Raw genomic sequence first — 13,869 nt, 5'->3', positions numbered from 1 at the left:
GTCGTCGTCCGTGTGCAAAGGGCCTCCCGGGCGGGCGGCCCCATGCCGCCCGCTGGCAGAGCGACGGTCTTAGGACAGACCGTCGGCCTGGAGGGGATATTCCCTTCCAGGCGCTTGCCCATGCAACGGCATATGCGACGACCAAGTGAACGATCGATCCGTCAGCCGCCGTACCCCGAGCGGCGCGCCGTGCGGCCGCGCGCCGCCGTTCCCGCCCGGACCCCTGCCCCGCCCTTTCCAGGGCTCAGAACCCGTACCGCCGGTGGCGGGCCGCGTAGTCGCGCAGGGCCCGCAGGAAATCGACCTTGCGGAAGGCGGGCCAGAAGACCTCGCAGAAGTAGTACTCCGAGTGCGCGCTCTGCCAGAGCATGAAGCCGGACAGCCGCTGTTCACCGCTCGTTCGGATCACGAGGTCCGGGTCGGGCTGGCCGCGGGTGTAGAGGTGCTTGGAGATGTGCTCGACGTCGACGGTCTCGGCCAGCTCCTCGAAGGAGCTGCCGTTCTCCGCGGCCTCCAGCACGAGGGAGCGCACCGCGTCCGCGATCTCCTGCCGGCCGCCGTAGCCGACGGCGACGTTGACGAGTATCCCGGCGATGCCGTCGGTCGCCTGCTCGGCTTCCTTCAGTACCCGCTGGGTGCGGGCCGGGAGCAGATCGAGCGTGCCCACGTGGTGGACGCGCCAGCGGCCGTCCTCGGCCAGACCGCGCACGGTGTTCTCGATGATGCCCAGCAGCGGGTTGAGCTCCTCGGCCGACCGGTCCAGATTGTCGGTGGACAGCATCCAGAGCGTCACGACCTCGACGTCGGTCTCGGCGCACCAGCCGAGCAGCTCCTGGATCTTGTCGGCACCCGCCTGATGACCCTGTTCCGTCGTACGGCCGTCCGCGCGCGCCCAGCGGCGGTTGCCATCGAGGATGACACCGATGTGCTTGGGCACCTGCTCATGGTCGAGGCGGCCTTCCACCCGGCGTGCGTAGAGCCTGTACACCAGGTCGCGCAACTTCACGTCTTCCCAGCCCCTCCATGTCATGGCGGTCGCCCCGAAGGCGCCACCCTACTGCCCGCGTGTCACCGGGACCCAACTCGGTCTGTCACAAGAGCGTGATAGTCAGGTGGACATGACCGATTCCACGCATTTCCGCGCGGCCGAAAGCCGATACGACTCCATGGAGTACCGGCGTACGGGCCGCAGCGGACTCAAGCTTCCCGCCATTTCCCTCGGACTGTGGCACAACTTCGGCGACGACCGCACCCTGGAGTCGCAGCGCGCCATCCTGCGCCGCGCCTTCGACCTGGGTGTCACGCACTTCGACCTCGCCAACAACTACGGCCCGCCGCCGGGGTCCGCCGAGCTGAACTTCGGCAAGCTGTTCGCCCAGGACTTCCGCCCCTACCGGGACGAGCTGATCCTGTCGACCAAGGCCGGCTACCTCATGCACCCAGGCCCGTACGGCGAGTGGGGCTCGCGGAAGTATCTGTTGTCCTCCCTCGACGCGTCCCTGGGCCGAATGGGTGTGGACTACGTCGACATCTTCTATTCGCACCGGTTCGACCCGGAGACCCCGCTGGAGGAGACGATGGGCGCGCTCGCGTCCGCCGTCCGCCAGGGCAAGGCGCTGTACGCGGGCGTCTCCTCGTACAACGCGGAGCAGACCCGCGAAGCCGCCCGGCTGCTGCGCGAGATGGGCGTCCCGGCGCTCATCCACCAGCCGTCCTACTCCATGATCAACCGGTGGACGGAGGACGACGAGCTGCTCGACACCCTGGAGGCGGAGGGCATGGGGTGCATCTCCTTCGCACCGCTCGCGCAGGGGCTGCTGACCGACAAGTACCTGAAGGGCATCCCGGAGGGCTCGCGCGCGGCGCAGGGGAAGTCGCTGGACCCGGGGCTGCTCACCGATGACGTCGTGCGCCGGCTGCGCGGGCTGAACGAGATCGCGCAGCGCCGCGGCCAGTCCCTCGCCCAGCTCGCCCTGACCTGGGTGCTGCGCGACGAGCGGATGACCTCGGCGCTGATCGGGGCGTCCGGCGTGGGACAGCTGGAGGCGAATGTGGCGGCGCTCGGCGCGGCGAAGCTGACCGAAGAGGAGCTGGCGGAGATCGACGCCCTCGCGGTGAGCACGGAGGGCGTCAATATCTGGGCCCGGCGCTCCTAGATCAACTTTCGGTCAGCCGTTGATCGACTTCCCGGTGACCCGGTGCGTGGCACATGAATGCACACGGAGAGTAAGGGCCGGGAAAGAAAAACGGGCCGGTCCGTGGGGGGGATACGGACCGGCCCGAGGGGGGGTTTCCACCATAACCGGTCGGAGGGCATGCTTCGCGCATCCTCGGGGGTGACAATGCGTGGCGTGCTGACGGGCAACAGCCTTATTGATCTTGAACAGTTCGTCGGGCGCGGGCCCGGGAAATCCCCCTGGGCCCACCAGCACTGGGCATACAGCGTAGAACGCCCCGGGCGTTCCAGCCGGAATGGCGCCCGCCGCACCTTCCCCGAACGTCCTACAAATTCGTCACCGGTTTGACGTCATTGACGCCACACGGGCGACACCTTCCCGGATCGGCTCCCGCCGGGGCTCCGACGGCACCCCCTCGCGCGGCCCCCGCCCCGGTCCGGTCGGGGCGTCGGCGCCCCCGCGCCGCTCCAGGGCGGCGGCCAGGGCGGTCGCGAGCAGACCGGCCACGCCGATCGCCGCACCGACCCAGGCGACGGAGCGGTAGCCGAGGCCCGCGTCGATGGCCAGGCCGCCCAGCATCGGTGCCACCGTGATGCCGACGTTGAACGCCGAGGTGTTCACCGCCCCGACCAAGGTGGGCGCGTCGCCGCCGAGGGCGAAGACACGGGACTGCACGGCCGGATTGGTCACGAAGCCCACGAGGCCGAGGAAGAAGACCAGCACGACGGCCAGCACGGTGTTGCCCGCCGCCCACCACAGCGCCAGGGAGAAGGCCACGACACCGGCGAGGCCGAGGAAGAGCGTCGGGAACGGCCGGGCGTCGGCGGTACGGCCGCCGATCGTCAGGCCCACGAGCGCACCCACCCCGTACAGCGACAGCACGGCCGGGACCCAGCTCTCCGGGACGCCGCTCACCTCGGTCAGGAGCGGGGCGAGGTAGCTGAAGGAGACGATGACCCCGCCGATGCTGAGCGCGGTGATGCCGTACGAGAGCCACAGCCGCGGCCGGACGAACGCCACCAGTTCCTGCCGGACGGTGCGCGCCGGACCGCCCGCGCCCAGGCTGCCCGGCAGGAACAGCACCACACTCACCAGGCTCGCGGCGGTGAGCACGGCCACCGCCCAGAACGCCGCCCGCCAGCCGGCGTGCTGCCCCAGCACGGTCCCGGCGGGCACACCGAGCACGGTGGCAAGACTGAGCCCCGTGGCGACCACGGACATCGCCTTGGCCCTGCTCTCCACGGGCACCATGCTCACGGCCGTGACGGCCGCGACCGCCCAGAACCCGGCGTAGGCGACGGCGGTGACGACGCGGGTCGCGAACAGCAGCTCGTAGGAGGGCGACAGCGCCCCCACCACATGCCCGGCGATGAAGACGGCCTGGAAGGCCACGAGGGCGGTGCGGCGCGGCACGCGCAAGGTGGCCACGGCCAGCAGGGGCGCACCGACGAGCATGCCGACGGCGAAGGCCGAGATCAGCAGCCCGGCGTCGGGGATGGACACCCCCAGGTCCTCGGCCATGGTGGGCAGCAGGCCGGAAAGCATGAACTCCGAGGTGCCTTGGGCGAATATGCCCAGAGACAGGATGTATACGGCGACGGGCACAGCGGGTCCCCCTGTGAGTTCTCGTTGACGTCAGTGGTTTTGTATTGATCAGTTCAAAACGCGCCCATGCGGAAGCCGTCCGGATGCCGCGTGGAAGCCCGGACGGCACACCGATGCGGCGGGAGGTTCGGGCCGTCCGGGGCTCAGAGCGCGTCGAGCGTGGTGCGCACGACCCCTTCGAGCGCGTCGCGCCCCGCGCCGGCACGGGCAGAGACCCGCATGCCGCCGACGGACGCGATCAGGAAATGCGCGAGGGTGCGGGCGTCCTTGGCGCGGCCGATATCGCCGTCCCGCTGCCCGGCCTCGATGGCGGCGGCGAGCGCGTCGAGCCGCCGCCCGTAGTCCCGCTCCAGGTCGTGCGCCACCTCACGGTCGCGCGCGGCCAGCTCGATGGCGGTGTTGACAACCAGACAGCCGCGGCCGTCGTCGACGTGCTCGGACTCCTCGTCGACGATGCGGACGAGCGCGGTCCGGAGCTTCTCCCGGACGGGCAGGTCGCTCTCCAGCAGCTCGATCAGTTCGCCGGTCTTGCGCTCCATATAGAGGAGAAGGGCGCGCTGGAAGAGATCACGCTTGCTCTTGAACGTGTTGTAGATGCTGCTCCGGCCGAGACCGGTGGCGTCACACAGATCCTGGGTCGAGGTCGCCTCGTACCCGGCGGTCCAGAACGCCTCCAGCGCGGCGTCGACCGCCCGCTCCTCGTCGAACTTCCTCGGTCGGGCCATGGTGTGACCGTAGCATGTTTTGGATCGCTCGGTACATAAACTTCTGCGGGGCATGACGCCTGCGGACCGGCCTCGCTGACCGAGCTCACGGACCGGAGAGGCTCGCACGGGGCTCGCGCGGGCTCAGCCGCTCGTCGCCCCGCCTATCAGCACCCCCAGCCATGCCCCCGCGATCATGAACGGCCCGAAGGCCAGCGCCTCCCCGCGCCGCGCCCGCCGCGTCACCAGCAGCGCCGTCCCGTACAACGACCCCAGCAGCAGCCCCGCGAACGCCCCGAGGAACAGCACCGCCCAGCCGTACCACCCCAGCACGCACCCCAGCCCGACCGCCAACTTCGCGTCACCGAAGCCCATCCCGCTCGGATGAACGAGGAACAGCCCGAAATACCCACCCCCCATCGCCAGCCCGCCCCACAACGCCCCCCACCACGACCCCGCCGCCCCGGGGATCAGCGCCGCCACCCCGAGCAGCCCCGCCACCCCCGCCGCCAACGGCAGCGTCAGCACATCCGGCAGGCGGCGCACCGCCATGTCAACTCCCGCCAGCAGGACGGCTGTCGGCGCCGCCGCAAGCCACACCACCAGCTCGGGACGTATCCCCACCACGGCCGCGAGACTCGCACACACCAGGGCCGTCAACGCCGCGGAAGACAGTGCCCCCACCCCGTATCCCCCCGCGCACACCGCACACCGCGCCCGCCCGAGCCACCCGCCGACGGCATGCCCGCACGGGCCCGCCGACCGCCATGCCTCCTCGGGCTCGACGGACAGCCGATACCGGGCGCGCGGCATCAACAGCCCCGCCACACAGCCGAATACGGCGGCGAGGACGATCAGCAGCGAGTACATGCTCCGAGGCTACGCATGCTTCCAAAACCCCGCTGAAGCCTGTGGATAAAGTGGCCGAGGACGCGCCGGACACCCGGCACGGACGACCGGTCGAAGGGAGCGGCACATGCCTCACCTGCGGGACGGCAGGGCCCAACTCCGGGTAGTGCACGGCACGGTCGCGAGCGGGACGGCATCGGACGACGACAGGTCGCGGGAGACGCTCGTCCCGCTGGAGATCGCCGCCTCCTACCGGGTCCGCACCCGGGGGCTGCTCGGCCGGGACGGCATCGAGGGCGCGCTGCTGCTCACACCCGCCGGCAGCGTTCACACCTTCCGGATGCGCTTCGCCATCGATGTCGCCTACGTGGACCGGCACCTGACCGTCCTGGCGGTACGGACCATGGCACCCGGCCGCCTCGGCCGGCCGCGGCTCGGGGCCCGCCATGTGCTGGAAGCGGAAGCAGGCACCATGGCCCGCTGGGGGCTGCGCCCGGGGGGCCGTGTGGAGATCTCGCCCTGACCCGGCAGCCGGCCGCCCGTCCGCCGGCCTTCCGTCAGTTCTTCCAGCGGCGCGCGGCCAGCGACCATCCGCCGAGCCCGAGCAGCAGCACGGATCCCGTACCGACACCGGCGTATCCCACCAGCCGCAGCCGGTCGCTCCGGCCGGAGCCGCCGTCCCGGACCCCGCCGGGCACCGTTCCGTCACCCGCGAGGGGCAGCATGCTGCCCCCGAACTCCCCCGGGTCCTTCACATATTCCGGGCCCTTGGCAGGCTCGCCCTCCACACCGATGCGCAAGGTGAACGGCACACTTCCGGAGACCTTTCCGGCCACGGCCGGATGGACGCTGACCTGGAGGTAGTAGGCGCCCGCGAAGCGCATCGCCTTGGTGGCCGCGTCCAGGCCCGCACCGAGACGGTTGGCGTAGGCGACCGGGGCCGTCTCCAGGGAGAGGGACTTCGGCTTGCCCTGATAGCCGCCGTTCCGGTTGGCGACCAGGCCGCGCGCGGTGTTGCTCAACGCCAGCCGCACCCCGTTCGCCGCGTGGAACGCGGAACCCGACGGCGCTGCTCCGAAGTCCGCCGTGACCCGCAGCCGTTGCCCCCAGCCGACCGGCACACGGTAGAACCGCGTGTCGCCGGGCTCCACCGATCCCTTCACCGAGCCGGCCCGCACCTCGGCGGCGTCATTGAAGCCCGTGCCGCCCTCGGCGCTCTGCTCGGCTCCGCCCGAGGCCGCGGGCCGGGACGCCGCGGACTCCTGGGCGGCCCCGGGCGTGCTCTTGCCGCCTGCCGCCGGGGAGCCTTCGGTCCCCTTGCGCACGGCGGGCTCGGACATGTACGCCAGCTCGATCGGCAGCGCCGCCGTGCTCCCGCCGGTGGCCTCCCCGCGCGTCACGGTGACGACATAGCGCCCGGCGCCGCGGCACACACCCCGCGGCTCGACCACCCGCTCCGCGTAGTCCCCCGTCGGATACGCACCGCCCTGCGCCGCGAAGGTGCGCTGGTGCCCGAGGCCACAGCGCCTGCCGTCCGCGGTCCGCATCGACACTCCGATGCCGTCCTGGGCCCCCGGCACACTGCCCTCCCGGGGCACGGCGATCGCCGAGACGTACGCGCTCGACGCGTCGTCCAGCTCGACGCCGTAGTACTTCGTCGCACCCGGCTTGAGGCTGTCCGTGTACATCCCTTCGGCGAGCAGGGGCGCGTCACCCGCGGTCGCCGCGCCTTTGACGGGGTTCGCACCGGGCGCCATCCGGTACGCACCCCCGTCCTCGGCATTCCCGACCGCTCCCGCAGGACCGGCCGTCATCAACGCCCCCATCGCGGCCATTCCGACGAGCCCGCCCCTGGCTGTCCGCCGGCCCCTCATCTCCCGCCTCCCTCAGCTCTCCCCCGACCTTCGGGCTGCTCCATCCTGCCCCGCCGCACACTCCCGCACACCGGCCCGGAGCGCGGGGGTCGATGCGCGGGGCGCGGCGCGCGCCTCTTGGCCGGAGACTCGCGCTGCACCGCGGGCGCGGTACGGGGGGTGCCGCACCGCACGTCCGGCCGTCGCCCTACGGCCGGCGGGGGAAACTGACCTCCACGCGGCGGTTCTTCCTGCGGCCCTCTTCGGTGGAGTTGTCGGCGATCGGGTACTGCTCGCCGTAGCCGCGGATCTGGTAGCTGATGCGCGACGCCCCCGCCGACGACCCGACGTTCTGGGCGAGTTGGCGCTGCACCGCGTCGGCCCGCTGCTTGGAGAGCACCATGCCGTGGCCCGAGGAGCCGAGGCTGTCGGTGAAGCCGAAGACGCGCACGATGGTCGCGCGGTGTCTGGTGGCCTCGTCGGCGATGGTCCGGATCCGGGCGTTGGCTTCGCGGTTGAGCGTGGCGCTGTCCTTGTCGAAGAGCACTTCGGCCTGGAGGGCGAAGGTCACGTTGACGTTGGTGACCTCGCGGCGTTCGTCGCCGTCGTCCGTCTCGATCACCGATTTGATGTCGAGGACCCGGCCCGGCGCGAGCTTCGCCCCGGCCCGCATCTTGAGGTCCGGGTCATCGCTGTCGACCTTCACCGGCGGCGCGGTGTCGGCGGGCCCCCCGGGGCCGCCCACGGCGCGGGCGGGCGTGGGGGACGGCGCGAGGACTACGAGCGCGGCGAGCACGGTGGTGGCGACGGCCGCGCCGCGGCGGGTCCGATGCGTCGGCATGGGACGGTCACCCCGAGATCTTGATGCGGACGGTCGGCATGGTGGGCAATTGGAAGTCGATGTCCGTGACGCTCTCGGGCGGCGCGGGGAACTGCGCGAAGACGGGTCTGCTCTCGTCGGGCCGGATGTTGACCAGGCCCGTGGTGCACAGGCACTCGCCGTCCGTGTCCCGGAGCACGAGGTACCGCTTCTTGCCGGCCCGGTCCACGAGCGACGCCCCGGACACCGACGACTGGGACTTCATCTCCGTCTCCTTCGAGCGCCAGGTCAGCGGGGTGTAGGGCTTCGAGCCGCGGTTCGCGACGACCCCGCTGACCGTGACGAACCCCCCGGTGTCCCGCACGGCGGAGTGGAGCACGACGACCACCCCCTCGGGCCCCTTGATCTCGCCGATGGTCTCCCTCGGCGCCGGCGCGGGCTTGTCCCCGGCCGTGCGGGGGGCACCGGACGCGCGCGGGGCGCCGGCGTCGTCCTTCTTCTCGCCGTCGCTGCCGCAGCCCGCCACGGCGAGGGCTATGACGGCCGCCAGCACCGCACCGGCCGCGCCCCTCCGGGCCGTCGACGTCTGCCGAATGCTCATGGGCAACTTTTCCTTCGCTGGTCAGTCGGCGAGGTGCACGGCGAACAGCTCCGCCGTGTCCGGAAGCCGGTCGGGGTGACCCGGGTCGATCGTCACGTGCTTGCCGTCGCAGTCGAGGAAGAGGACGGCAGGCCTATCGGGGGGCTTCTCACCGCCCTTGCCCTCGTCGCTCCTGCCCCCGTCGTCCTTGCCCTCTCCCTCCTTGCCCCCGTCGCCCTTGTCGCCTTTCTCCTGGGACGGTGAAGGCTTCGGCTCCGGCGGTGCGGCACCCGGCACACAGAGCGGTGTGACGACCGCCGTCGCCGTCGCGGTGGCCTTCTTGTCCTCCGTCCCGGGGATCACCGACTTGCCCACGCCCTTCAGGGACTCGACCGCGACGGTGAAGGACGGAGGCGGGTGCGCCGGGGCGCAGTCGCGTACCGAGGCGCCGTTGCTCTTCGCGAACCTCAGCGCCGCGCCGCAGACATCGACCGCCGTCGTCACCTGCCCGTCGAGGACGATGCCCTGCCACGCCGTGCCGGTGCGGAGGGCGTGCAGGAAGCTGGTGCCCAGCTGATCGCGGTAGCTCTGCGCCGCCGCGAGGGCAGCGGCGTCCGCCGCCGTCTGCGCGCCGTTCTTCGTGGCGCCCGCCCGGCCGACCGTGAAGAAGGCCAGGGCGATGAAGAGCAGGCCCGCCACCGCCGTGATGTAGAGGGGGAAGGCCTGCCCGGCGTCGGTCGCCTGACGCGCGGAGGGCGCGCGCCTCACCCGGTGATCTGGGAGATCTGGTTGGTGATGGCCGTCGCGATCATCGTGCCGAAGTCGGTCGTCGTCAGCACCAGGATGATCGCCACGACCACGGCGATGATGCCCAGGTACTCGATCGAGGTCTGCCCCCGGTCGCCGTACCGGTCGCCACTGGGCCCATGGCCCCCCGCGCCGCTGCGGCCCGTCCTCCGGCCGGCGTCCCGGCCCGCGTCCCGGACGTCTCCCGGGCGGTGCCCCAGGCCGTCTTCCCAGAACCGCTTTCCCATCGTCTTCCCCTCCGTGGGCAGCCGGGCCCGTCCGGTCCGGCGGGTGGATCTCCGTGATACGACCCGCGTCCCCGTTCGCGGCATCAGAAAAGTACGCCGATTCGGCGGTGGCGGAACAGGTCACGTGGCACCAATCCCTTCCCCCGTGGGGGAGTTGGGACACCATGTGCCTCCTGAACCTCGCCCACCCCGGGCGGCCCATGAGCCTCACCACCGTTCGGTCAGGCCACCGGAGGACCCGTCGGCGGGACCTTCCGGGGACCCGTCAGGGGATGGCCATCCCCGATCCGATGGCAGACGCGAAGGCTCCTCGCGTATCCCGAACCGGGTGCCGAGCCGCTCCCCCACCGCCCCCGCCCCCTGTTCGGCCTCCGTCGGGCGGGCCCGCTCCGAGCACGGGGCGGCGTGGTGCGGAGAGGTGTGCTGGGAGGCGTGCCGGGAGGAGCCGGGGTCGTACGGGGGCCGCTGGGGAGTGCCCTCCGGGGGCCGGGAGGGGCGGGGCGGGGTGTCCATGGGGTCTCCTTGTGCGGTGGTACGGGCGAGGTGTGCGCGGCTCAATCCCCCGTGATGGAGCCGAAATCCGTGCCCGAGCCCAGGAAGAACCCCGCGATCAGCAGGATCATCGTGCCCGGAACCATGAAGGTGGTGACGACCATGGTCGCCTTCGGTACGGCCCGGGCCGCGCGGCGGCGGGCCTGCTGGGCGTCGGTGCGGCGCATGTCATTGGCGATGTCGATCAGCGTGTCCACGATCGGGGCGCCCAGCTCCTCGCCCTGCTGCAGGGCCGTGACGAACTGCGCCACCTGCTCCGAGTCATTGCGCTTGCGCAGCTCGTCGAACGCCTGGCGGCGGCTGACGCCCATGTCCAGCTGGCGCAGGGTGATCCGCAGCTCGTCGGCCCACGGCCCCTCATACTTCTCCGAGACGCGGTCCAGGGCCTGCCGGAAGCTCAGCCCCGCGCTCACCACCACCGCGAGGACGTCGAGGAAGTCCGGCAGGGTGCGCTCGATCGCGTCCTTGCGTTCACGCACCGCCACCCAGATACCGACCTCGATCCAGAAGAGACCGAAGGCAATCAGCAGCAGCGCCATGAGGACGCGTCCTTCGAGCAGCATCACCAGCGCGCCGCCGAAGCCGAGGAAGCCGTAGACCGCACGGCGTGCCGCGTACCGGTCGACCGTGAGGCCGCCGGGGTTGCCGGCCCGGTCGATGCGGGTGCGGACCTTCGCGACCCGTTTGCCGCCCATCATGCGCAGCACGAGCGGTGCGTAGCGCATGCCGAGCCGGTCGACGGCCGAGCCCACGGCGGTCGTCCGGGTCGCGCCGACCTCCAGGGCCAGCGCCAGGTCGGCGGGCAGCTTGGCCTCGCTGCGGCAGAGGGCGATGCCGTAGCAGGCACCCGCCACGGACAGCCCGACCAGCAGCGCCAGCAGAAGTCCCATTCCCGGCCGCCCCTCAGACGTCGATCTTGGACATGCGGCGGATGAGGAAGAAACCGAGCCCGTAGAGCCCGAAGGCGGCGACCACGGCCGCCCGCCCCGGGAAGCCGTCGGTCATCCGCTCGATCGATCCCGGTGCGATGCGGTCCATGAGCAGCAGCGTGCCGATGCCCATCAGGGGCACGACGTACGCCGTCACGGTCACCTGGGAGAGCTGGGTGCGGACCTCCCGCCGGGTCTCCTTCCGCTCCTCCAGGGTCGTCGTGAGGTTGCGCAGCGAGCTGACGACCGTACCGCCCGCCTTGTGCGACAGCACCAATGTGGTGACCAGGACGACCAGTTCGCGCGAGGGCAGCCGGTCGGCGAGTTCGTCGAGTGCCGCGTCGACGGAGTGGCCGACGGCCAGTCTGTCGGCGACCTTGGCGAGTTCCTCGCCCGCCGGGGCCTCCATCTCGTCCGCCGCCATGCCGAGGGCGGTCCGCAGGGCGAGTCCGGCCTGGGTCGCGTTGGCGAGGATGCGGGACAGCTCGGGGAGCTGGTTGATGAACCTCTCGATGCGTTTGCGGCGCTGCCAGGCGAGGAAGGCGGACGCGGACCAGAGGGCGACGACCGCGGCCAGCGGGCCGAAGAACGGTGCGAGGGAGGCGGCCGCGACGAGCCATAGTCCGGCCGCCGCGGCGAGGGTGCACAGGACGAACTCGGCGGGGGTGACGTCCAGCCCCGTCGAGGCGATCCGTGACTCCAGGCGGCCGCCGAAGCGGGTGCCGCGCAGCCTCCGGTCGAGGCCGGTGAAGTACCGGGCCCGGCCGCCGGGCGGCAGGGCGGGGGCGTCGGAGAGCCGGTCGACCAGCGCCTGGTGCCGGGCCCGCCCGGTGGCGTACAGGTGCACGCCGGCGATGCCGAGGGCGCCGCACACCAGGGTGAGTCCGGCGGTGACGGTCGCGAGATTGTCCATACTGTCCATGTACGGCGTTACCTCTGTCCGGCCTCTCGGGGGCTGGGTGCGGTGGGTGACGCGGCGACGCCGAAGGCCGGTGGCACGGCCTCGTCGGCCAGCCGCAGCCGCTCCGCGACCCGCCCGGGAACGGGGAAGTGCGTGAAGTGCCCGCGGACCACGCGGTCCGCGCCCATCGGCCGGGCGTCGAAGCGGCAGACGGTGGCGAGGCGGTAGTCCTCCCGGCCGTGCGAGTCGAGGAGGGCGACCTCGGCGACGCGGCGCGAGCCGTCGGCGTTGCGGGTGAGCTGCACCAGACAGTCGACGGCACTGTTGATCTGGTCCCGCAGGGCCTCGTACGGGATCTTGACCTCGGACATGGACGCCAGGGTCTGGAGCCGCATGAGCGCGTCCTCGGCGCTGTTGGCGTGGACGGTGGCCAGCGAGCCGTCGTGGCCGGTGGACATGGCCTGGAGCATGTCGAGGGTCTCGCCGCCGCGCACCTCACCGACGATGATGCGGTCCGGGCGCATGCGCAGGGAGTTGCGCACGAGGTCGCGGATGGTGATGCGGCCCTTGCCCTCGACGTTCGGGGGCCGGGATTCGAGGCGGATGACGTGTGTCTGCTGGAGTTGCAGCTCGGCCGCGTCCTCGACGGTGATGATGCGCTCGCCCTCGGGGATCAGCCCGGACAGGGCGTTCAGCAGCGTGGTCTTGCCGGAACCGGTCGGCCCGGAGACGACCACGTTGAACTTGGCGCGCACGAGGGCCGCCAGCAGCATCAGCGTCTGCTCGTCCAGCGTCCCCATGCCGATCAGCTCCCGCAGCGTGTAGGCGCGCGGGAAGCGGCGGATCGTCAGGGTCGCGCCGTTCAGCGCGAGGGGCGGAATAATCACGTTGACACGTTCGCCGCTCGGCAGCCGGGCGTCGACCATCGGATTCGACTCGTCCACCCGGCGGTTGACGGTGGAGACGATGCGTTCGATGGTCTGCATCAGCTGCTCGTGGGAGGCGAACCGTACGGGGACGAGCTCGACGCGGCCCGCGCGCTCGACGAAGACCTGGTCGGGGCCGTTGACCATGATCTCGGTGACGGAGGGGTCCTCCAGGAGGGGTTCGAGGACCCCGAGGCCCAGTGCCTCGTCCACGACCCGGCGGATCAGCCGGTCGCGTTCGGCGGTGGACAGCACCGGCCCCTCACGGCTGATGATGTGGCCGAGCACCCGCTCCAGCCGGGTGCGCCGCTCGGCGGCGGCCAGGACGGACATCTCCGCGAGGTCGATCTCCTCCAGCAGCTTCGCGCGGTAGACGGGGACGAGATGGCTCGACTCCCGTCCGTCGGCGGGTGCTTCCGGTGCGACGATCCGCGCCCGTAGGCTCATGGCGCACTCCTCGCGGACGGGGGTGGGTAGGGGAACCCGCCGGATCCCAGGGCGGCGGGGCACGGCATGGTGGCGCGGCGCGTGGTGCTGAATCCGGTACCGGGGACGAGCTCGGGAACGGTGACCGTGACGGTCGCGGTGACCTCACCGCCGTCCGGGCACGTCGGCGCGCCGATCTCGGCACGGTCCGCGACCCAGCCGGTCATCGCGGACCGCGCCGCGGCCTCCGGGTCGGGGGGCTCCGCACCCGGCGTCCGGTCCAGCGTCGCCGTCCGGGCCGCCGCGCGGGCCCCGCTGCCCGCCTGCTGGGTGGCGAAGGCGGCGAGCCCCAGCTGGACGGCGGCCAGCGCGACGATCAGCAGCAGGGGCAGGAACCCGAGGAACTCGATCGACGCGACGCCGCGGTCCCGGGCGGGCGGGCGGGCCGCCGGGGGCGGCCCGCCGACGGAGCCGCCCTCGCCGGTGCGGCGGGACCGGAATCGCGCGCGCATC

15 protein-coding genes are annotated in these 13,869 nt (G+C 71.9%); 2 read left to right on the top strand and 13 right to left on the bottom strand.

Annotated features, from left to right (window positions below; all coding sequences use genetic code 11):
- Nucleotides 1-244: 244 nt before the first annotated feature.
- Nucleotides 245-1,006 carry an isoprenyl transferase gene (locus JO379_RS21835; RefSeq protein ID WP_130879654.1) on the bottom strand — a complete coding sequence of 254 codons (762 nt, stop codon included), beginning with the start codon at nucleotides 1,004-1,006 and terminating at the stop codon, nucleotides 245-247.
- 112 nt (nucleotides 1,007-1,118) lie between these two features.
- Between JO379_RS21835 and mgrA the strand changes: the two genes are divergently transcribed.
- Complete coding sequence (mgrA, locus tag JO379_RS21830) at nucleotides 1,119-2,156, top strand: L-glyceraldehyde 3-phosphate reductase (protein WP_209516522.1); 1,038 nt, start codon at nucleotides 1,119-1,121, stop codon at nucleotides 2,154-2,156.
- A 357-nt stretch (nucleotides 2,157-2,513) separates the two neighbouring features.
- Here mgrA and JO379_RS21825 read toward each other — a convergent pair whose 3' ends face one another.
- The 3 genes from JO379_RS21825 to JO379_RS21815 form a co-directional block, all read right to left on the bottom strand.
- On the bottom strand, nucleotides 2,514-3,782 hold the full coding sequence (locus tag JO379_RS21825) for a Cmx/CmrA family chloramphenicol efflux MFS transporter (RefSeq protein ID WP_130879652.1): 1,269 nt from the start codon (nucleotides 3,780-3,782) through the stop codon (nucleotides 2,514-2,516).
- Nucleotides 3,783-3,925: 143 nt separating this feature from the next.
- The gene (locus JO379_RS21820; RefSeq protein WP_209516520.1) at nucleotides 3,926-4,507 is read right to left on the bottom strand and encodes a TetR/AcrR family transcriptional regulator; all 582 of its coding nucleotides are present in this window, start codon (nucleotides 4,505-4,507) and stop codon (nucleotides 3,926-3,928) included.
- A 123-nt stretch (nucleotides 4,508-4,630) separates the two neighbouring features.
- Nucleotides 4,631-5,356 carry a prepilin peptidase gene (locus tag JO379_RS21815; RefSeq protein ID WP_130879650.1) on the bottom strand — a complete coding sequence of 242 codons (726 nt, stop codon included), beginning with the start codon at nucleotides 5,354-5,356 and terminating at the stop codon, nucleotides 4,631-4,633.
- Nucleotides 5,357-5,462: 106 nt separating this feature from the next.
- Between JO379_RS21815 and JO379_RS21810 the strand changes: the two genes are divergently transcribed.
- On the top strand, nucleotides 5,463-5,858 hold the full coding sequence (locus JO379_RS21810; protein WP_209516517.1) for a DUF192 domain-containing protein: 396 nt from the start codon (nucleotides 5,463-5,465) through the stop codon (nucleotides 5,856-5,858).
- 34 nt (nucleotides 5,859-5,892) lie between these two features.
- Here the strand turns inward: JO379_RS21810 and JO379_RS21805 are convergent, their stop codons facing one another.
- From JO379_RS21805 to JO379_RS21765, 9 genes are all read right to left on the bottom strand, one after another.
- Nucleotides 5,893-7,092, bottom strand: a complete 1,200-nt coding sequence (locus tag JO379_RS21805) for a hypothetical protein (protein WP_209516514.1) — start codon at nucleotides 7,090-7,092, stop codon at nucleotides 5,893-5,895.
- 304 nt (nucleotides 7,093-7,396) lie between these two features.
- A complete protein-coding gene (locus tag JO379_RS21800) occupies nucleotides 7,397-8,029 on the bottom strand; it encodes an OmpA family protein (RefSeq protein ID WP_130879647.1) in 633 nt (210 codons plus the stop codon).
- Nucleotides 8,030-8,036: 7 nt separating this feature from the next.
- Nucleotides 8,037-8,609 (bottom strand): hypothetical protein, encoded by a 573-nt coding sequence (locus JO379_RS21795; protein WP_130879646.1) that lies wholly within the window; start codon nucleotides 8,607-8,609, stop codon nucleotides 8,037-8,039.
- Between the two features lie 21 nt (nucleotides 8,610-8,630).
- A complete protein-coding gene (locus tag JO379_RS21790; RefSeq protein ID WP_209516511.1) occupies nucleotides 8,631-9,356 on the bottom strand; it encodes a pilus assembly protein TadG-related protein in 726 nt (241 codons plus the stop codon).
- Nucleotides 9,353-9,622 carry a Flp family type IVb pilin gene (locus tag JO379_RS21785; protein ID WP_130879644.1) on the bottom strand — a complete coding sequence of 90 codons (270 nt, stop codon included), beginning with the start codon at nucleotides 9,620-9,622 and terminating at the stop codon, nucleotides 9,353-9,355. Before JO379_RS21785 ends, JO379_RS21790 begins: the two co-directional genes overlap by 4 nt.
- 554 nt (nucleotides 9,623-10,176) lie before the next feature.
- The gene (locus tag JO379_RS21780) at nucleotides 10,177-11,064 is read right to left on the bottom strand and encodes a DUF5936 domain-containing protein (protein WP_130879643.1); all 888 of its coding nucleotides are present in this window, start codon (nucleotides 11,062-11,064) and stop codon (nucleotides 10,177-10,179) included.
- 13 nt (nucleotides 11,065-11,077) lie between these two features.
- A complete protein-coding gene (locus JO379_RS21775) occupies nucleotides 11,078-12,016 on the bottom strand; it encodes a type II secretion system F family protein (protein WP_372449147.1) in 939 nt (312 codons plus the stop codon).
- Nucleotides 12,017-12,033: 17 nt separating this feature from the next.
- Complete coding sequence (locus JO379_RS21770; RefSeq protein ID WP_130879641.1) at nucleotides 12,034-13,377, bottom strand: TadA family conjugal transfer-associated ATPase; 1,344 nt, start codon at nucleotides 13,375-13,377, stop codon at nucleotides 12,034-12,036.
- Nucleotides 13,374-13,868, bottom strand: coding sequence for a TadE family protein (locus tag JO379_RS21765; protein ID WP_130879640.1), 495 nt, complete (start codon nucleotides 13,866-13,868; stop codon nucleotides 13,374-13,376). The genes JO379_RS21770 and JO379_RS21765 overlap by 4 nt, the downstream gene beginning before the upstream one ends.
- Nucleotide 13,869 lies beyond the last annotated feature (1 nt).

The sequence above is a fragment of the Streptomyces syringium genome (genome assembly GCF_017876625.1).
Classification (GTDB): Bacteria; Actinomycetota; Actinomycetes; order Streptomycetales; family Streptomycetaceae; genus Streptomyces; species Streptomyces syringius.
This window is presented reverse-complemented; position numbering and strand designations above follow the sequence as displayed.